A 19,966-nucleotide genomic window follows, 5' to 3' on the forward strand; every position below is an offset into this window, starting at 1 on the left:
AGTGATAAGAGGGAACAAGGGTGAATGGTCCGAAATATATGTTTTGTTAAGACTCTTAGCTGACGGAAAGATATATGCAGCCGACAGTGAATTGAATAAATTGGAGAATGTGTACTTTCCTATCATTAAGATAATAAGAGAAGAGAACAAAGGTGAAATCAAGGAGTATGCTACAGGAGAGATCATATCCATATACATTAACGGTTCAAAAGTGAAAGAATTATCTGCGACCGAGTTTGAAACGCAGTCCGAACTTCTGTTAAATGAAATTAATTCTAAAACTTCGAAAGGAGCATTTTCTGTAGAAAAAACGCAGAATTTTATGGATAAAATTTTGTGCTATAAGTTGTCGGCACCTGCAACGGACAAAAGCGACATTACAATAAAAATAATCGATATAAATACCGGTTACAGCCCTACGGTAGGGTTTTCCATAAAATCGGAATTGGGCTCCTCTCCTACTCTGTTAAATGCTGGAAAAACCACAAACTTTATTTATAAAATCATCCACAGTTATCCCGACTTGGTTCGAGAAGCAAATGAAATATATATCGTATCGGCGGGTAAAAATCACACGGATGTTAGAGGACGTATCAATAAAATCATTGATGAAAACGGGCGATTGAAATATTGGAAAATGAATAATCGGACTTTTAGCGATAATTTGGTATTGATTGACAGCAATATGGATAAAATTATTGCCGAAACTCTTTTATATTTCTATAGGGACGGGATCAGCAATTGCGATGAAATGGTTGAAAAACTTGAACAGGTAAATCCTATGAACTACGGAAATGTTAATGCTTATAGGTATAAGTTCAAGAAGTTCCTGACCGCCGTAGCATTGGGAATGAAACCTGCTACGGTTTGGGACGGTGTGGATGAAGCAACTGGAGGGTATATTGTCGTAACGAAAGAAGGTAATATTCTTGCATATCATATATACAACAGAAATTACTTTGAAGAATATCTATTGAAGAACACAAGATATGAAACGGCATCCACTTCAAGGCATGGTTTTGGAGAAATATACAGCGAGAACGGGGAAGATTTTATTAACTTAAATTTGCAAGTGAGATTCAGATAATGAAGAAAAAGAAGCCTATGACCAGAAGTCAAAATATGGCAAGAGTGAAAAGTAAAAATACAAAACCGGAACTTTTCCTGAGAAAACTTCTGTGGCATAAGGGGTTCAGATATAGATTAAACTATAAGGAGTTGCCCGGAAGTCCTGATTTATATATTCCCAAATACAGAGTTGCTATTTTTGTAAACGGTTGCTTTTGGCATATGCATGAAAATTGTAGGTATTCATCCATTCCTAAAAACAATCACGATTTTTGGAAAAACAAACTTGAAGGAAATGTTGAAAGAGATAAGCAAAACTACAGCAAACTTGAAAACATGGGCATTAAAGTAATCGTTGTTTGGGGGTGTGAAATTAAACAGATGATGAAAGACAAGGAATTAGTACAAAGGAGACTGGATAACTTAGTTCATGAGATTATACGCATTGTTGAAAAAGAATGAAATGTCAAAACTGTTGAGCATAATATTGATATAATTTAAGGAGGAAGTTATGGATATAAATAGTTTAAGAACTAAGCTGCAAGAAAATGATTTAGAATTCAATCTATTCTTTACTAGAAAATTAAGAAATGGAAACTATGTGAGCTTTTCGCCTAACATTGATGCACAAATCTATGACGATTTAATTAGTTTAATAATAGTTTACATTGATAAATTTGCAGAGAAGTTGAGTGTAGATTATAATCCAACAGGGTACAGAGATGAGACTATAGAAAGTTGTAAAACATCCTATATAAATGATTATTGTAGGGTTTTAGAAAGTTTTAATAATTCAGATCATGTTGAAACAGAAATAGATCCTGACAATTATAGTTTTTATACTTTTGAGATAACTAAAAATGATGATCAATTTCCCAATATAAAAATATTTAGAAGAGTAACCAAATTTAAGAAGTTGCATTCAAGAGGGATTATTGCAAGATTTAATGGAAATACCTTAAATAAAATTGAAAGTAAATTAATTGGAATAGATGGAGAAGTAGATTTTATAGCTGTTAATGATGATATACTAATATTATCTCATTATTCATTAGAGAGAATTTTTAATTTAGACGATCAATTTAGAGATACAGCATCAGATTTTTTAAATCAAGAGGGATTAAGTGATGGCATAACTAACTTTGAAAGTTTTTATGAAGATTGTTTAAATGATGGGCGTTATAGAAAAACTCTTACAAAAATGACCAGTGAAAACATAAATATTAATAAAACATATGAAAATTATGAAAATATAAAGAAAACTATAGATATGTTTAATTTAGAGATAAATTATAACGAAGAGCCTTCATTTTCAATAGTGTATGAAGATAAAACTCAGATAATGGATATTTTAAGAATATTGAGAGATTCATATTATAGAAGTATCATTAATGAGCAAATAGGGGTAGATGATAAATAAAAGCTGGTGTTTTATGAATAATAGAATGGATAAAATTTATAACATAATAACAAGAACTATTATGTTTATATCATCCTATTTCCCACTTTACATTATGATTATAATTCTGTACCTCCCTAAAATAGAAAAAGGGTTCCTGGGAAAAAATATATTAATAATAATATTTGCTGCATTGACGTTGATCTTAATATTTATTTCAGTTATAAGCGTGATTTTATTGAAACTCGGAAAAGGAACTCAAGAAAAAGTTATTAACAATAATCTTGAAAATCCTGATGATACAGTATTAAGCTATATTATGACATATATAATTCCACTCATTACTAATGGAGATAGCTCAAAAGAAGTTTATATAGTTGACATTCTTTTGTTTATCTTAATTGGATATATTTATTTAAGATTAAACTTAATATATTTAAATCCTTTGTGGGCTATGTTTGGATATATTATATATAGAGACGCCAATAAAGAGATTGTAATAACCAACATTTCTAGAGAAGTGTTAAGGCATAAAGAAAGATTAAAAGGATACTATATAAGTAATGATATATTTATTGCTCATAAAAAAGACAATTAGTTTTCTCGTCTTAATAAATCCCAATGATATAAAGAATGAGAAACTAGAGAGGAGCGTTTTCTCTGCTTGCAATATGCTTGCAAAAAATCAGATAAACAGAAATAAAATGGATAATAGAACTAAAACCGATATAAAAAACCTTGATTTTATGTCGTTCATACAAAACAGTATCAATGGACATATCGAATGGGAATAAGTGAAAAACAAAGGATAGGCGCGTACCTATCCTTCTCTAATGCGTATCTGTATGAAAAGCACCGGTTTTAAACTGCGTATTTGCAAGTAGGTGGTTATGTGAATCGTAAAAGCTGCGACAGATTGCTGAGATCGCAAGAAATTTCCGGAAAAAAGATTTTGATCCCATCGACTCTTTTTGTGTCACTTGCGGGAAGGTTTAAAAGAGGCGTGCTGTGCATGTCCTTCTCCAGGGCCGTTTTTTTCTTCCGTCTCTTTTCTTGCATCATCCCAAAAATTTATAGTTGCCGTAAAACATGACGAAGGCTGCCACGAGGATAAAAATGTGCCAGATCGCATGGTTGTAGGGAATTTTCTTAATTGAATAGAAAACAGCGCCCAGGGTATAGAAAAGGCCGCCGAGAACCAAAAACAGAATGTAGCTCAGGCCGATGGCCCTATAGATCTGATAGATAAGGAGAAGGGAAATCCACCCCATGGCCATGTAGATCGCCATGGAAGCCTTGCCTATTTTGTCTTCTTTGGCCGTGGCAAAGGCGATGATGTTCATCGCGATGCCGATAAGTGCCAGAATCCAGATGAGAACAAAGATAACGATGGCAAAAGAGGACCTGAGCCCGATTAAGATAATCGGCGTATATGAGCCGGCGATGGTCAGGTAAATGACCCCGTGATCGATGGCCCGAAAGATGGTCCGCGCCATGGGCCGGGTCATGGCGTGATAAAGGCTTGAGGATAAAAACATGACGGCGATGGCGATAAAATAAACGAGCCACGCCAAAAATCCAATCACGTCTTTGCCTCTGTACGCTTCGACGATGACCGGTAGAAAGAAAATCAGGCTTAAGAGAAAGCCGATAATGTGGGTGGCAATATTTAAAGCCTCTTCAGACTTGCTGTATTTAATGATTCTCATTTTTCGCCTCCCGAAAATTTTAACACGTTTTAATCAATCGATGAAAGATCCAATGGGCTGTAGGAATCGAGTAAACGATTTGTCTCCATTATATCCTTCATGGCGCCGTGCGTACAACACACCGGAAAAAACAAGCCAAAAACAAAAGGACCCCCAAAGGCGGGAGAAAAATCCATGCTTCGGGGGTCCTTTATGTGCGTACGCGATTCAAGATATAGGGGGCGTTTTTACAGGCCCAAGAGGCGAATCAACAGGGGCATGACCATGGATGCGATAATGGCGTGCAGGCCGATGGTTAAACCGCTCATGGCGCCTTCCACTTCGCCCAGGGTAATGGCGTAGCTGGTGCCCACGGCGTGGGCGGCGGTGCCGATGCCCAAGCCTTTGGAGACAGGGCTTTTAATGCGCGCAAGCTTGATGCAGTAGGGCGCGATGACGGCGCCGACGATGCCGGTCAAGATAACGAACATAACAGTAATGGAGACGATCCAGCCCATTTTGCCGGAAATTTCCATGGCGATGGCGGTGGTCACGGATTTCGGAATCGACGCCATGAGTACCTCTTGGGGCACGGCCAGAACATTGCCTAAAAACACCACAAAAAGCACCACAAAGACGCAGCCCACGGTGACCGACACGAGGACGGGCACCAGGTATTTAATCAGGGTGTCTTTTTGTTTGTAAAGGCTCACGCCGATAACGATGGTTTCCACCGGGGAAATCACCATTTGAATCATGGAGCCGCCGGCCTGGTAATTTTTCAGGGGAATGTCGAAGACGGTAAGCACGAGAATAATGGCGATAATGGAAAACAAAAGGGGATTCAAAATAGGCGCATTTAAGCGGGTGCTGAGCTTCGAAAACAAAATAAAGAAGAGAAGGGAAAGCACCAGCCCGAAATAAGGGGTTTGGGTGATGAGATCAAGCATCTTTTTTACCTCCTGTCACTTTTTCCTGCAGCGCGATCACCACATCGCTCACTTTGCCCGTCACCATCATGGTGGCGCCGGTGGTGATGACGATGATTACGACGATTTTAAGCCACACGTCCAGAGAAAATTCCGAGAAATACTCCATGACGGCCACGCCGACGGGGATAAAAACGATGGCTAAGTACTTGTTTGAAAGCCGGATCACGTCTTTCAGCTGATCCAATTTGACGATTTTGAACTCCAGCAAGAGAAACAAAATCAACGCAGCGATAATGGTACTGGGGAAAGGGAAGGGCAGAAGGCCGGAGATGATTTGGCCCAAAAGTGCCGTCCCGAACATGACGAATAATTGGAATAACACGTTTTCACTCCTCACTTAGTTTATTAAATAACATAGCGCCTCTAATATATAAAACAAAGGAGTTTATTACAAGAGATAAATTAAAATTTGCGGAAATATAACGTATTTACTGCACAATTATACAAAGTACTGAATTTTGCGGGCGGAAAACGGCGATTTGGCGAGAAAACGACATGGCGGTGAAAGAAACGACATGAAAGAAAGAAAAGGGTTTTTTCAAAAAATATAGGGTATACATGAGAGCAATATGAAGATCCTATTCAGTAAGGGAGGCAATTATGAAACGTGAATCCAATCGAGAAGGCGGCTTCCACTACGCCTGGGTTATTTTAATTGTGGCCATGATGGTCCTCGGGGTCTATGTGCCGGTGGTCAATTCCCTGTCCAACACCTGGCAGATCGCCGTCACCGAAGACTTGGGCTTTTCCAGAACGGCATTTTCTTTTACCGGCACCATCACCCAGGCCGTGGGGATTTTTCTCGGGCCCGTCGTCTCCGTGTTTCTCACGAAATATAATTTCAAGCGCATATGGACGGCGGCGGCCATCGCCTTTGCCGCGGCAGTCTTCGGTTATTCCCTTGCGCAAAATCAATACCAGTTTTACGCCCTGGGCCTCGTCGTCGGTGCAGCCTACATAACCACGGCGCAAATTCCCATGATGATGCTCATTAACAACTGGTTCTCGGAAAAGAAAGGCCTGGCCACCTCCATCGCCGTCTCCGGCATTTCCGCCGGCGGCGCCCTGTTGAGCCCCCTGGTCAACAGCCTCATCGCCAATGTGGGCTGGCGCATGTCCTATCGGGTCTACGCCCTGATTATTCTGGCATTGGCTGTGGTCTTCGGCATCTTCTTGATCTACCTCAGGCCGGAAGACAAGGGCATGAAGCCCTACGGCTACAAAGAATCCGACGACCTGCCCGCAGATCCCACAAAGGACACCAACAAATCCTTAAACGTCGGCCTTTCCATTGCCGCATCCCTCTCCTGCAGTTTCTTTATCTTCCTGCTCTTGGGTTCGGTGATGAACGGCCTGGCCAACGGTGCGTCCCTGCAATTTCCGCCGGCCCTGCAAGAAGCGGCGGGCTTTAAAACGGCGGGCACCGTCGTATCCATTTACCTGCTCCTCGGCGTCTTCGGCAAGCTGCTCTTGGGCCGCATCGCCGATAAATACGGCATCTACCACGCCCTCTTCTTCGGCGCAGCCACCTTGGCATTAAGCTTCGTGGCCATGCTCTTTGTGCCCTTTGCGTGGGGGCCCTGGCTCGTGGCCGTGGTCTTCGGCTTCGGCCTGGCTTTAGGATCCGTCCTTCCGCCTCTCGTTACCGCCTCCATTTACGGGCGGGATATGTACGGCGAGGCCTACGGCTTCGTGCAATCCGCCACCCAAGTGGGGGCGGCCTTCGGTCCCTTGCTCGTATCCTATATCTTCGACGCCTCAGGCAGCTACTACATGGCCTGGATCATTAACATCGGCTTCGCCCTGCTCATCGCCTTCCTGTGGCTCCTCGCCCATAAAAAGGCCGAGCCCTTCGCAGGGAAGACAGAAAAATAAAGGAGATAACCATGAAACGACACCTTCAGATTTTAAAAGAGCTGATTCAAATCGAATCGGTCAACGACGGCGAAGAAGCCGTGGCAAATTACATCGCCGATTTGTTTAAAGACTACGACGCCGTAAACACCGAGCTCATCCCTTCCTATCCCGGCAGGGCCAACATTCTCGTGAAGCTAAAAGGCGCCCGCCCCGGAAAAATCTTTGCCGTCTCCGGCCACCTGGACGTGGTGGAGGCCGGCGAAGGCTGGACGCACCCGCCCTTTGAGGGGGTCATCGAAGACAACAAAATGTACGGCCGCGGCACCTGCGACATGAAAGCCGGCGTGGCGGCGGCTTTGGCCATGATGCTGGATCTCGCCGATGAAGGCGCAGATTTCGCCGGAGAAATTTGGTTTATCGGCACCGTCGGCGAAGAAGTGGGCATGCAAGGCGCCCTGGATTTGGTGGAAGGCGGCCACCTGGATAAGGTCGACGGCATCATCATCCCCGAGCCCACCAAGCGCGACGGCGAAAACCAAGCCATCTTCGCCTCCAAAGGCTCCATTATGTACACCATCCACGGCGAAGGCAAAGCCGCCCACTCCTCCATGCCGGAGCTTGGGATTAACGCAATTATGACCGCAGCGGAATTTATTCAAAGCACCCAAAGAGAATTCGACGAGGTTACAAACAATCCCGACTACCACAACAAGGAGCTGGGCGTCACACTCAATGTCTTTTCCGTCATCGAAGGGGGCCGGCAATTTAATTCCGTCCCCGATCACGTGGTTATAAAAGGCAACGCCCGCACCGTGCCGGAATACGACTCCGCCCGCGCCGTCGAGCTCCTTCAACGTGCCGTGGACAAAAACAACGAAGATCCCGAAAAGGCCACCCTCACCTTGGAGTTGAACCAAGTGCTGGATGCCGCTGAGGCGAAAAAAGACACGGCCCTGATCCGCGCATTAAAAGAAGCGGGCAAAGACAAAAACATTCAGGTTCGCCCCCTTATCGGCACCTGCGAACTTTCCCGCTACATCCATTTGCCTCAGGACGTGGATCTCGTGGTCTACGGCCCGGGCCTTACGAAAATGGCCCACAAAGTCGACGAATACATCGAGCTGGACGAATACGAAGACACCATCCGCCTCTTTAAAGACACGGCGAATCTATTTTTGAGCGGCGAATAAAACAGCGAATAATAAAGCGAAGGCACGGGCAGATAGCCCCTGCCTTTTTTGCTGCAAAAATATCCCGCAAAAGGCGAAAAGAGAGTGGCGTTTTTTCCGCGGGGCGAGTACCATAGAAGGGAAGAAAAGAAAGGGAGGATGCTATGGAATTTGCCGAGGGATACCGCCTCTTGTGGCTGTTTTTTGTCTATTCCTTCGCCGGCTGGGTGACGGAAGTCTTTTTAAAATTCTTAGAATACAAACGCTTCATTAACCGAGGCTTTCTCATCGGGCCCTACTGCCCCATTTACGGCACCGGCGCCGTCATCATCACCATGGGTGCAGGCCTCCTTCTGCCCGTGGATCGCTCCTGGGCCATGAGCTTTCTCATCGCCTTCGTCCTCTGCGGCCTCTTGGAATACATGACAAGCTACCTGCTGGAAAAATACTTCCACGCCCGCTGGTGGGACTACACCCGTCGGCCCATGAATCTAAACGGCCGCGTGTGGATCGGAAACCTCATCCTCTTCGGCATCGGCGGCGTGTTAATCCTAAAAGTCTTTAACCCCCGCCTCTTCGCCCTGGCCGCCCACATGGAGCCGAGGCTTTTCACCGCCCTCTTAACCGCCCTAAGCATCCTTTTCGTCGCCGACGGCATCACGAGCTACTTCATCATGAACCTCCTGAAGCAAGGCGTGGAAAAAAGCCGGGCCGACAAGAGCGAAGAAATCGCCGCCGAAGTCCGCTACCTTCTGGAAAACCGCTCCGTCTTCCACAAGCGGATCCTCGATGCCTACCCCGAGCTCACCTTCCGTACCGAGAAGGTGAAGGCCCGCCTGGAGCGCATTCGAAACGAAGGCGAAGCCATTCGCCAACTCGCCGAAGAAAAAGTCGAGGCCATGGAAGCCTACGCCCGGGAAGCCGCTTCGAAAAACCTCACCCCCACTCGAATCCTGCAGCGTGAAATCATCGAAAAACAAGACGCCCTCATCGCCGCGTTAAAAGACGGCGGTGACGAGAAGGACCTTGAGGCGCTGGAAGAAGCCATTCGTGAAAACAAAGAAACACTGGAAAATAGAGAACGCCGCTTGCGGCTCATGCGGGCGGAATAAGAAAAGGCACAGACCGTGATGTCTGCGCCTTTTTCATTGCATAGATTTTCGAAAAACAGCCTACTTCATCGCCTCCGCCAAAGCCCCGTCGTAAATGGCCTTGGTTTTTTCGTCGAAGAGCACCCACATCACATCCATGGCGTGGTCTTCCACAAATTCAAGGGCCCGCGCCACGGCAATTTTCGCCGCCTTCTCCGTGGGGTAGCCGAAGATCCCCGTGGAAATCGAGGGAAAGGCGATGGATTTCAGCCCGTGCTTTTCGGCGAGGGCCAGGGATTTGTCGTAGCAAGAGGCGAGAAGGGCCGCCTCATTCCTCTCGCCGCCGTGCCACACCGGCCCCACCGTGTGAATAATATAATCCGCATAAAGATCAAAGCCCGGCGTGATCACCGCATCCCCGGTGGCGCAATAGCCGATTTCGCCGCAGGCCTCATCCAGCTCGTCCCCTGCCGCCCGGAAAATGGCGCCGCAGACGCCACCGCCCCGAAGCAGGTGCTCGTTGGCCGCATTGACAATCACATCGGCCTTGGCCTTCGTGAGATCCCCTAAAACCATGGTAATCGTACCTAACATATAAAACCCCTTTTCTTATCATCATCGAATCCATTCTTCCCATAGCCTATCGAAGCAGCGCGAAAAATGCAAGAAGGCAAAAAGGCCGCTCAAGCGACCTTATTTCTTCACCTTTTCATTGGCGCGGTAATATTCCATGCAGCGGTATTGGTGCACCATTTCAGACAGCGACGGGTTGTCGTCAATCAATTGATACTTCCCGTCCTTACGAATATAGGGTGTATGAAGCACCGTGGTTTCGGGCAGATACTCGTCCTGCACCGCCATCATCCCGTCGTGGGGCCAGCCCATGGTGTCGAAAAGATAGCGCATCAAGAGGCATGGACTCAGATCCGGACCCTCGCCGACGAAATCCTTGCCCAGCTTCTTTTTGGCGGCGTCGTTGGCCCAAATCACATAAGGCGTGGTGTAATAATTCATCTGCCCCTCTAAAGTAGATAGGTCGATGTCGATTCCCATGCTCTTGTAGCCGCTGTCCCCTTCGCCGAGGGCGGGCTTGTGGTCGCCGAAAAAGATCAGCACCACCGGCGCGGGATTTTTTCTGAGGCTTTCCACCAAATCCCCCAGGGCATCGTCCGTGGCGGCGATGTTGGAGAGGTAATTGTTAAACATGGCCCAGTCCTTTACGTCCTGGCCTTCCATTCGGTCCACATAATTTCTGTCCGCCATATTGTAATCGGCATAAGGCCCGTGGCCCTGGTAAGTGAGGGCGTAGGAAAAATAATACTGCCCCTTGGCCGCCGCATCATTCATGCGCTTTTCCACTTCAGGGAAAAAGTGATTGTCCCGCGTGTAGAGCCAATCCGTGTCCCCTACCCGCTCTTCCACCTCGTTGAAGTAATTGTCGTAAGAGAGAAACGCGTCGAAGCCCAAGCGGGGATTGACATTCTTCCGATTATAAAACCAGCCGTAAATCGGGTGGAGCGCCTCGGTGACGTAGCCATTTTCCTTCAGATACCGCACGTGGGAATAGGTGTCGCTCATCATGGCCGTGGATTCCGCATAGCCCGTGCCGGAAAAGCCCGTTAAAAAGCCCCGCTCCGTGTTTACCGTGCCGCCGCCGAAAATATCGGCGATCATGCGGCCGTGCACCGATTCCTTTTGAATGGCGTGGAAGGAATTATACACGTCCCGGTGAATGGGAATGTTGTCGAAAACCGAAAAATCCGAGAAAGATTCCAGCATGATCGAAATCACGTGCACCTTCTTCTCCTCGGGCACCTTCGGCTCCTTTACCTTCTCCCACAACATGGCCGAAAGCTTCTTGTCGTAGTTTTCGGGCTTGTTGCCGCTAAACTTTTTAGCACTCAGAATAAAAGGATACACCAGCCCCCGGGCCATGTAATTTTCCGTGGCGTTTAAAGTATTGATCGGCGCATTTTCGCCGACGCAAATAGAAATTTTCGGCGAAAAATACGGGCCGCTCACCCCCTGAAAAATAAAAAGAGCAGCCAGAGCCGAGCCAATTAAAAGCCGCCGCCGCGCTTTGCCCACCCAAGGCTCGCGATGCTGCAAAAACAAAAAGACAGTCACAGAAACCATGGCAATGAGGCCGATTAAAGTCAAGGGATTGGAGGCGAAGATCGATATATTGTAATGGCCCTTCATCATCAGCGATTCGCGGAAAAGCAAAATCTCCGGCATGACAAAAGGCTCCTCCCGATACATGAGCTTAAATTGCTGCACCACGGAAAGCACAAAAAACAAAGCCGACGTCACGGAAAAGCCCAGCCACATCCTGCCGCTTAAAGCATAGAGAAAGACCAAAGTGCAAAAGACCGGGAGAAAATTCATAAACAAAAGCAGCGGGTTATGTAAATAACTGCTGAACAGCGCCTCGTGCATCGGGCCGGTGCCGCAGGCGTAATGCAAAGTAAACAACGTAATCAAGCCACTTGCAACGACCATAAAAAGAAGAGGCCGCCACCAAAAAGTTTCACGCTTCATGCAGACATCCTTTCAAAAAACTTTACACACAGTTTACCACAAATAGGCGCCGCCCTTACAAAAATAGGTAGAAAAGAAAAATGCAGGCAACAAAAACTTCCTTTATATTAACAAAAAAGAAGAGACCCTTTTTGGCAAAAAGCCGTGGGAAAATAGTAAAGCCCAAAGGCAATTGCACCGCCGCCATCGGCATATTTTTGCGAAAACAGAGAAATATAAAATAAAAACGATTGAAAGCCTTCAAAAGACTTGCTAAGTAAATGAAACAAGGATACTATTAAAAATAAGGCACTGTATGCAATTATATTTTCCTGCCCGGCAAAAAGCGGCCGGCCGACAGATGAAATAGATAGACATAGAAACGAGGAGGGCATATGAAAAACATTTTGAAACAACTCTGTCTCTGGACATTGATCCTGACCATGGTACTGTCCGGGCCCATGAGCGCCTATGCCGAGGCGTTGAACGTAAATCACAACGACATCGCCGGCGACAAGGCCAAATTCGTCAACAGTCTGACCCCGGTGCAAATTGCACGGCCGGGAGAAGGCAAGACGGCGGCGGACCTCGTAAAAGCGCCCGATCTGCCGGCCATTTACACCCTGCGCACCGACTTTAAGGCGGAAAAGGGCGAAAAGTACAGCGTCAACTACCAGCCCTATGTGGCCAGCGTTGGGGCAGCAGCGACGCCGGAAGAAAAAGCCAAGGTCAACAAGAAAATCGACCTGCCCAACATGGCGGGCTACAAAATGCCCGTGGGAGAAACATCCTTTACTAATTCCTATGACGCCATTGTCGATGCGGCAAAAGATGGCCACGAAACCACGGACAACGGGAAGAAATACCTGGCCCTCAAGGAATACAAGTACACGGCCATTCAAAACAACATTCAAGTCAAACACACGTTCCAAAACATGGAAGACTTTAACAAGTTTACCAACAAAGACGGCACCATCACTAAAAATGACGGCACCGTCATCGAAAAAGACGGAACAGAAACAAAGTATGATCTCAAAGATCCGGCTCAAAAGGAACAATACCAAGAATTCGTCCGCGACCACGAAACCATCAAAATCCTGAGCGGCAACACCGGGTCTACCCTGGAAGTCCAACCCCTGCAAGAAAATGAACGGCCGGGCTTTGAACCCCAGGTAGAAAAATTAAAGACCCAAGTGCCGGAAGACACCTCGGAATTTAAAATCGAGTACCGCTACAACCGGGCGGCCTACGACGTGGTCTTCGACACCCAAGACGGCACCCCCCTGCCCACTCGCACCTACTACTACGACCAAGAAATTCCCAAAATCGATGAAAACAGCATTCCCACCAAGATCGGCTGCGAATTCCTGGGCTGGAAACCCTCCCGCGACCTGGAGGGGGCAGACGGAACAAAATATAAAAAAGGCGACATCATTAAAGATGCCAATGGCCATGCCGTCGTCGACCTGGGTAACATCTACTACAAAAGAGATAATGGCAACAAACTTGTCGTAGAAAACGGCGATCCTGTAAAAGAAAAGAATGCCACAGACATTCAACTCAAGGTGCCCGCCATGAAGCTGGGAGACGGCAAATCCATCCCCAGAGAAAAGCTCACCTTCACCGCCGTGTGGAAAGACAAGGAAAAGGCCGACTACGCCATCCAATTCTGGGCGGAAAAGGCAGACCACCCGGAAAATGCCTCCCTCTTAAATAAGTACGACTACATGGGCACCCGCGTCTATGAACAGCAGCCTACGGGCAAAAGACCTGCCTTAAAAGACGAGAATCCGGGTCCGGTAACGATTGAAGTCAATGGAGGTACAAAAACTTTACCGGGATTAAATTTCCCCGACCTGGACAAAACGCGCTTACAAAAAATCTGGAACGGCGATAAATTCAATCGTGGCAGAGACCTTTATCTAAATAAATTCTTTGTCTACAATGAAAAATTAACCGACGAGCAAAACAAAGACCCTAACAAACCAACCGTGACAAAGGCCGTATCCGCCACCGGCAAAACCGTCTACAACATCTACTACGACCGGCAGGTCTACGATCTTTACTTTACCAAGTCCAATGTACAACCTGAGAAAAATACCATCTACCCCGAAATTTGGGGATACGATCCGGCAAAGGGAGAATCGGTGATGTTAGGCGGCCCCGGCAATCCCTACCACTACAAGGCCAGATTCAACGAGATGATGTATAAGTGGCCCAATGATGCCAAGCAAACCAAGGGCTTCACTCTCGGCTATCAAAGTTTCGGTTGGGGCCCCAACTATACTACGCCCAACTGGCCCCTTCACTTAGATACGCCCCCCTATCGACTTAATGCCGATGAGTTCCTCGACATGGAAAACTACATTAAATGGGGCGGCTATGTGAAGCACATAGACAAGGGCGACGGCACAACCATCGATTTAGATACACTCGATTTTACAACCCTTTCCTTCGGCATCAAACAGGATCATCCTTCCATCCCTCACCACATGGACTTTTGGATGGACGGCTTTAAGAAAGGCGAAACCATCATCCGTTACGACTTGGTGCGGACCAAGGCGGACACCGCCGGTCTGGGCTATGGTCACCGGTACCCCATAGTTACAGGCTTTACCCCTCGTGACTATGATCCTAAAAAACAATGGCCGACAATTGAAGAGGGTTCGCAGGAGGATGGCCGTGTGGATGAAGATAGAATTGGGGAACTAAACGACGAACGGGACGAAATCACCCCCAACACCAGTGGGACGTACTACAACAACCAGGGCGTCAAATTGCCCATCGGCCAGCTGAACTTTATCCGCGTTTTCTTTAGCGATGCCGATGAATTTGGCGACAAAATTGAAGGCGGTCAAGAATTTACAGAAAACGGCTACCTTCAATTCCATTACAAACGCAACAAGTATCCCCTAAGATTTAATACAGACCCCACCAAGATCAAGGACGACAGTGAGTTTAGCTACCCTGTGAAAGGTGGAACTGGATTTACAAACGAGAAGGCCAACGCCCTGGAAACCTTCTACCAATTCCCTCTAAAAGTTTTAAGTCCCGATTTAGTTGATGATAAATTAGCTAGAGAAGATAGAGAGTATTTCAAAGAAAACCCGAAAAACCTCCTGGACAATCCGGACAATCTATACAAACTGGGCCTGTACGATCTCTTGCAAAGAGATAAAACGGATCCGAAGAAATTTGCCCAAGACAAAGGCAAGCATTATAGAATCAAACGACCGGAAGGCCTTTCCGACCAAATGATCTTTAAAGGCTGGGCCATGGACCCTGCCGGACAAAAAATGGTCTGGAAAAACAAGGACGAAACCATGCCCTTCCACCCGATGAACCTCTATGCCATTTGGGACGAACCGGACTACAAATGGAAGGTCACCGTCGATCCCAATGGCGGCACACTTAGCGCCATAGATCCGGGTAGCCTCACCACCGAGATGAAGAAAATCAAAGAAGGGGACATCGGTCGTGAAGAAGAAAACACCTATCCCGTAGCAGGTTATGAGGGAGAAACGGCCAAGGCGGGCACCCAAGTCTTTACCGTAGTCCAAAAACAAAAGCTGAAAAACCTTCCGAAACCGGAACGCTACGGCTACGACTTCCTGGGTTGGGAAGTTGTCCGCTACAAAACAGATAACCTCGGTAACTACACCAATGAGCAAGACAATTCCTACCGCGACAAATACAAGGTGCCCGAGCTCTACTCCTTCGGCACCGATGTGGTATCCCCCATTTACCTCAAGGCCATTTGGGTCGAAAACAAGCGAGCCAGAGTGAAAGTCTTGCACTACTACCTGAAGAACGAAAAAACCGAGAACGGCGAAAAGCTCGTCCTGGATACATCGAAGTACCCCAACCCGGAACCCAACGACCTCGCCTTCAAACGCGTCGGCGACTACGTGCCCGCCACAGGGGAAAAACAAGACGAGCACTGGATCCTGGCCGACCATGGCGAGTTAATGGAAAAACTCGATGGCACCTATAAGGATGGCGGGAAAGACCATGCCTTAAAGCCGGAATACGAAGCCTACAACGATCGTGTTAAGCTAAACAACACCTTCTTCCAATCCTTTAGGGTGCAAGACAATATAAATGTAGGCACCGAAGATAATCCGATCTACGAGCCCAATCCAGAAAACATCTTCAGATTCTACTACCGCCCCTTCCGTACTCGGAACTACAAGGTCAATTACATTGACGAACGGGGCAAGAAGGCAGTTGAAGACTTCTTCAAAGGCTTGGATCTTACAAATACCGCAGGCCTAACAGACGATGCGCTCTTAGAGGCAAATACTGCAAACAAGGCGAAGTTTAAAGCCAAGAGAGCAGAACTGGAAAAAATCCTCGGCGACTACAAAGTCATCAACAAGGAAAAAGTGACCAGTCAATGTCGTCACTACGATGCCCGAAACTACCGGCCCATTCCCGGCTGGACCTTAGTCAGCGATCCCCAACAACAACTTTTCTACGATGTCAACGAAAACACCAACGAATTTTTGGGCATCAACGGCACCGGCTCCAACGAAATTTACTTCTATTATAAAGACGCCCGCGTCATCGAAGTAAAGAACCCCAAGGATCCCGTACCCGACGGCTACGTCCGCGTCACCTTTAAAATCGACGACAAGCACAAAGGCGGCGTCTTTAAGGACAAAGATGGCAAAGAAGTGACCGAACTCCACTACGACGTCATCAAGGGACTTAAGTCCAACAACCTGCCCCACCCCGTCATTTGGGAAGGCGGCATGGATGCCCAAGGCAACGAAAAGAAAAAAGAAGCAAACCGCTATTACATTACCCCCGACCAAGGCAAGACCTTTAAAGGCTGGGATAATGAAAAGTGGCTCAATGCCGAAACCGAAATCAACAAAAACTACACCTTCACCGCCTACTTCGACTGGTCCGGCATGTCCACAAAATCCACCGGTTTGGTACGCACCGAAGCCTATACGGATCCGAACGGCAAATGGACCAATGACTTTGCTCCGAAGCTGGACGACTTGAAAGCGCAACTTGTCTGGAAAGAAGGGAATGAGGTTAAAGACATTCCCGAAGGCACGGATATCAAATTCGTCTATAAGGATAAAGCTGGAAAAGAAACAGAAATCAAGACTGACGAAGACCTCTTTAACCTGGTCAAAGAAATGAACGTAGAGGATAAAGATCAAACCGTCCGCGTCCTCGACATCGTCGCCAAGGTCACCTTTAAGGGCGGAGATGCAAAGAAGCCCCAAGAGCTTCCCATCCCCATCACCGTTTACAAAAACCGCTACGAAGCCTTGAACGAAAAAGGCGACAAGCCCAAATACCTCTCCGATGCGGAAGGAAAAGAAGCAAAAGACGGCGGGCTGAAAGACTATTTAAGCGACACTGTATCGAAAGCTTATGTCAAGGTCACCGTGTCGCCGACGAAAGACTTGAAGTCCAAAGACAAAAAGGTCTACTACGTCAACCCCAAGGCTTGGGTGGAAATTCCTGAAATTGACACGAAAGACAATTCCAGATTTACCAACTGGACAGCGGATAAAGATGCTCAAAATGAAGAAGGCAAAAAAGAGGGCGTCTTCGACTTTAAGAAGCGTCATAAGTTTACCGAAGACACCGTCATCACACCGGGCTTTGCCGGCGATGTGGTAGAACAAGAAAAAGGCAAAGACAAACCCAATGTGCCGGAAAGCTACGTGAAAGTCATTGTGAAGTCTACGGACAAGGCGACGACAGAATTCGAAAAAACCTTCTGGGTTAACCCCACGACGGAAGTGGCCATTGAGGTTACGAAACCCGAAGGCAAGTCGGATCAAGAAGTAGATTTACCGAAGATCGGCAAGAAGAAAGTCAACTACGTCTTCAACCAATGGCAAAAGGTACAAGCTGGCGAAAAGGAAGACAGCTTAACAAAAGTAGATCCGGCAGTAAAAATCGACCTGGCCAAGAATAAATACACCGACAAAGTCACCGTCATCGAAGCATCCTACTTCGAACGATTTGCCGCCACACCGATTCTCAAGCCCATTAAGGTTGAAAAACTCGATACCCCTGAAGGTAAAGAAATCACCGACAAAGACTTAATCGGTAAGATTACCCCGCGTGAAGGCAAGGAAATTGAATCGATTACGGTTGTCGAAAAACCCAATCCGAACAATCCGGGCAAACAAGAAGCCAAGGTCACCATCAAATACAAAGATGGCTCCACCGAAGGCAGCACTGACAAGCCCATCGTCATTCCCGTGGAAGTTCACAAAAACATCATTCCGGAAACGCCGGATGGTAAGAAACCTAGTGATGCCATGGCCAACTACGTCAAAGTCGTCTTTACGGCAGGCACAGGCGGAAAGCTGGACAAAACCCTCACCGGCAACTTCACCTACTATGTAAGCCCCGAAGTTGAAGTGGATATGAATGCAACGGCAAATGCTATCGGCAAGACACCGGATACCGGCTACATTGCTGACGGCGGCAAGTGGGTAAATAAAGACAATAAAGCATTGAAAGGTACTTTCGCAGACCCAGAAACGGTATTTAAATACGACTTCTTTAAATCCGAAGATATCGTAGAGAAAACCGACAAAAATCCCAACAAGCCGGATGGTTATGTCACCGTCATATTTAGGGCGGATACAAACGGTAAGCTCGAAGGTGGCATTACAGAAAAAACCTACTTCGTTAACCCTGACGCCGACATTAAGTTAAAAGTATTAGGCGAAAATGAAACAGCAGGTCAAAAAGAACTTGCAGTACCAAAAACGAGCCCCGATGCTAATTACAGTTTCAAAGGCTGGGTAGAACCCATCGATTCCAACCCCATCAAAGGCGATCAAGAACACGTAGCCAAGTTCACCAAGAACGACGTCACCTTAACCTACGACGCCGGCGGAGGAACGGGCACTGTACCCACCAAGCAATCCGCACCCTATGGAGGAACGGTTGTCCTTGCAAATGCCGACGGTTTGACGAAAGACAACTCCGTCTTTACCGGCTGGAAGATTGGCGACAAAACTTATCAAGCGGGCCAAGAAGTAACCCTAAACGGTGACACAAAAGCCATCGCCCAATGGAAACCCGTAACTCATACCGTGCGGTTCGACACCAAGGGTGGAAGTAACGTAGACATTCAAGAAGTTGTACACGGCGAAAAAATAAAAGCATTCGATCCGCCGACTTACGAAGGTAAAGTCTTTATGGGCTGGAAAGAAATCAAGAAGGAAGGAGAACAAGATCCCTTCTTCAAACTCGACCAAGCCATTACCGAAGATAAAGTCCTCGTCGCCATTTGGCAAGATCCGGTTCAAAAGATTAAAGAGAGCGATCCGGTTGAAGACCAATTTGTCAAAGTCATCTTCAAACAAGGTGCACACGGACAACTAGCAGGCGGTGAAGTGACCTACAAGGTTGCCAAGGGTTATGACCTGGTACAAGCACAAGCCAAGGGCCTCGTCGTTCCCGAAATTCAACCGAACAAATACTACAAGGCACTAGACGCTAATGCCGGATGGGATAAAGCACTCGACTTAACCCTAGCTCAAGGCGAAACAGAAAAAGTCTTTACGGCGAAATACGCACCGGTCGCCGACCTCATCCCCATCGACCCGAAGCAAACGGATCCGAAAATCATTGATAAAGAAAAGCCGGAAGGTATGGTTCTTGTTCAATTTGTCGTCGACGATAAAAAAGCCTTTATGCTGGCACCCAGCAAATTCTATGTGGCGCCGAATAAAGAAGTCACCATTACGCCGCCGACGGTTTACAATCGACCGGGTGCAAATAAATTTGAAGGCTGGCAAAAGATAACACTCGATGAAAAGGGACTCTTGAAAGAAACCTATACTGCAGACACTTCGATTTATGCCATTGGCTTAGCCCTTACGGAAATGGAAATAGTGTCTCCGGAGGCAGGCTTTGATTTTGTCGATGTTAAGAGAGAAAGCCTGGCAGAAGGCGTAGTGGGTCATCTGGAAATTATTCGCGACGGCAAAAAATACAGTGCCGAACCTGCTCAGGAATATACCAACACAAAAAAAATCGGCAAATTCAAAGTAAAACAAGTGAAGTTCGGATTTAAGATTCCTGCAGAAGTAGGTAAGTTACAATCCGGAGACTTGATTCGTCACTGGGCAGAAAACGACAAGTTGAAATCAAACATCAAAGAGATCACCATTAAGTAAGGAGAGGATAC

At 46.8% G+C, this 19,966-nt stretch carries 13 protein-coding genes; 8 read left to right on the forward strand and 5 right to left on the reverse strand.

All coding sequences use genetic code 11. From position 1 onward, the window contains the following. Nucleotide 1: 1 nt before the first annotated feature. Genes KO087_RS00465 through KO087_RS00480 form a run of 4 tightly spaced genes read left to right on the forward strand, consistent with a single transcriptional unit; the run spans nt 2 to nt 3,065 of the window. Nucleotides 2–1,087: an HpaII family restriction endonuclease gene (locus tag KO087_RS00465; protein ID WP_215506602.1), complete on the forward strand. Its 1,086-nt coding sequence runs from the start codon at nt 2–4 to the stop codon at nt 1,085–1,087. After that, nucleotides 1,087–1,530, forward strand: coding sequence for a very short patch repair endonuclease (locus tag KO087_RS00470; protein ID WP_215506604.1), 444 nt, complete (start codon nt 1,087–1,089; stop codon nt 1,528–1,530). The genes KO087_RS00465 and KO087_RS00470 overlap by 1 nt, the downstream gene beginning before the upstream one ends. A gap of 49 nt (nt 1,531–1,579) precedes the next feature. Next, nucleotides 1,580–2,488 carry a Kiwa anti-phage protein KwaB-like domain-containing protein gene (locus KO087_RS00475; protein ID WP_215506606.1) on the forward strand — a complete coding sequence of 303 codons (909 nt, stop codon included), beginning with the start codon at nt 1,580–1,582 and terminating at the stop codon, nt 2,486–2,488. A gap of 13 nt (nt 2,489–2,501) precedes the next feature. After that, nucleotides 2,502–3,065 (forward strand): KwaA family protein, encoded by a 564-nt coding sequence (locus KO087_RS00480; RefSeq protein WP_215506608.1) that lies wholly within the window; start codon nt 2,502–2,504, stop codon nt 3,063–3,065. A 460-nt stretch (nt 3,066–3,525) separates the two neighbouring features. Here KO087_RS00480 and trhA read toward each other — a convergent pair whose 3' ends face one another. The 3 genes from trhA to KO087_RS00495 form a co-directional block, all read right to left on the reverse strand. Further along, the gene (gene trhA, locus KO087_RS00485) at nt 3,526–4,176 is read right to left on the reverse strand and encodes a PAQR family membrane homeostasis protein TrhA (protein ID WP_215506610.1); all 651 of its coding nucleotides are present in this window, start codon (nt 4,174–4,176) and stop codon (nt 3,526–3,528) included. A 227-nt stretch (nt 4,177–4,403) separates the two neighbouring features. Beyond that, a complete protein-coding gene (locus tag KO087_RS00490) occupies nt 4,404–5,105 on the reverse strand; it encodes an LrgB family protein (RefSeq protein WP_215506612.1) in 702 nt (233 codons plus the stop codon). Further along, a complete protein-coding gene (locus KO087_RS00495) occupies nt 5,098–5,469 on the reverse strand; it encodes a CidA/LrgA family protein (RefSeq protein WP_215506614.1) in 372 nt (123 codons plus the stop codon). Before KO087_RS00495 ends, KO087_RS00490 begins: the two co-directional genes overlap by 8 nt. Nucleotides 5,470–5,747: 278 nt before the next feature. Between KO087_RS00495 and KO087_RS00500 the strand changes: the two genes are divergently transcribed. The 3 genes from KO087_RS00500 (at nt 5,748) to KO087_RS00510 (ending at nt 9,285) form a co-directional block, all read left to right on the forward strand. Then, a complete protein-coding gene (locus KO087_RS00500; protein WP_215506616.1) occupies nt 5,748–7,022 on the forward strand; it encodes an MFS transporter in 1,275 nt (424 codons plus the stop codon). Between the two features lie 11 nt (nt 7,023–7,033). Beyond that, a complete protein-coding gene (locus KO087_RS00505; RefSeq protein ID WP_215506619.1) occupies nt 7,034–8,194 on the forward strand; it encodes an ArgE/DapE family deacylase in 1,161 nt (386 codons plus the stop codon). 143 nt (nt 8,195–8,337) lie between these two features. Beyond that, entirely contained in the window at nt 8,338–9,285 is a 948-nt protein-coding gene (locus KO087_RS00510; protein WP_215506621.1) for a putative ABC transporter permease, read from the forward strand. A 60-nt stretch (nt 9,286–9,345) separates the two neighbouring features. Here KO087_RS00510 and KO087_RS00515 read toward each other — a convergent pair whose 3' ends face one another. Together KO087_RS00515 and KO087_RS00520 are read right to left on the reverse strand one after the other, a co-directional pair. Next, entirely contained in the window at nt 9,346–9,858 is a 513-nt protein-coding gene (locus tag KO087_RS00515; RefSeq protein ID WP_251374882.1) for a macro domain-containing protein, read from the reverse strand. A gap of 99 nt (nt 9,859–9,957) precedes the next feature. After that, complete coding sequence (locus KO087_RS00520) at nt 9,958–11,805, reverse strand: LTA synthase family protein (RefSeq protein WP_215506623.1); 1,848 nt, start codon at nt 11,803–11,805, stop codon at nt 9,958–9,960. A 374-nt stretch (nt 11,806–12,179) separates the two neighbouring features. Here KO087_RS00520 and KO087_RS00525 point away from each other — a divergent pair, with 374 nt between their 5' ends. Then, a complete protein-coding gene (locus KO087_RS00525; protein ID WP_215506625.1) occupies nt 12,180–19,955 on the forward strand; it encodes an InlB B-repeat-containing protein in 7,776 nt (2,591 codons plus the stop codon). Nucleotides 19,956–19,966 lie beyond the last annotated feature (11 nt).

Origin of the sequence: Peptoniphilus rachelemmaiella (genome assembly GCF_943169845.1) — a bacterium.
In the GTDB taxonomy this organism is placed as follows: domain Bacteria; phylum Bacillota; class Clostridia; order Tissierellales; family Peptoniphilaceae; genus Aedoeadaptatus; species Aedoeadaptatus rachelemmaiella.

Excerpts from the sequence above, each read along its gene's own strand:
- KO087_RS00470 (WP_215506604.1), top strand. The coding sequence starts at position 1,087 with ATGAAGAAAAAGAAGCCTATGACCAGAAGTCAAAATATGGCAAGAGTG.
- KO087_RS00475 (WP_215506606.1), top strand. The coding sequence starts at position 1,580 with ATGGATATAAATAGTTTAAGAACTAAGCTGCAAGAAAATGATTTAGAA.
- KO087_RS00480 (WP_215506608.1), top strand. The coding sequence starts at position 2,502 with ATGAATAATAGAATGGATAAAATTTATAACATAATAACAAGAACTATT.
- trhA (WP_215506610.1), bottom strand. The coding sequence starts at position 4,176 with ATGAGAATCATTAAATACAGCAAGTCTGAAGAGGCTTTAAATATTGCC.
- KO087_RS00490 (WP_215506612.1), bottom strand. The coding sequence starts at position 5,105 with ATGCTTGATCTCATCACCCAAACCCCTTATTTCGGGCTGGTGCTTTCC.
- KO087_RS00500 (WP_215506616.1), top strand. The coding sequence starts at position 5,748 with ATGAAACGTGAATCCAATCGAGAAGGCGGCTTCCACTACGCCTGGGTT.
- KO087_RS00505 (WP_215506619.1), top strand. The coding sequence starts at position 7,034 with ATGAAACGACACCTTCAGATTTTAAAAGAGCTGATTCAAATCGAATCG.
- KO087_RS00510 (WP_215506621.1), top strand. The coding sequence starts at position 8,338 with ATGGAATTTGCCGAGGGATACCGCCTCTTGTGGCTGTTTTTTGTCTAT.
- KO087_RS00515 (WP_251374882.1), bottom strand. The coding sequence starts at position 9,858 with ATGTTAGGTACGATTACCATGGTTTTAGGGGATCTCACGAAGGCCAAG.
- KO087_RS00520 (WP_215506623.1), bottom strand. The coding sequence starts at position 11,805 with ATGAAGCGTGAAACTTTTTGGTGGCGGCCTCTTCTTTTTATGGTCGTT.
- KO087_RS00525 (WP_215506625.1), top strand. The coding sequence starts at position 12,180 with ATGAAAAACATTTTGAAACAACTCTGTCTCTGGACATTGATCCTGACC.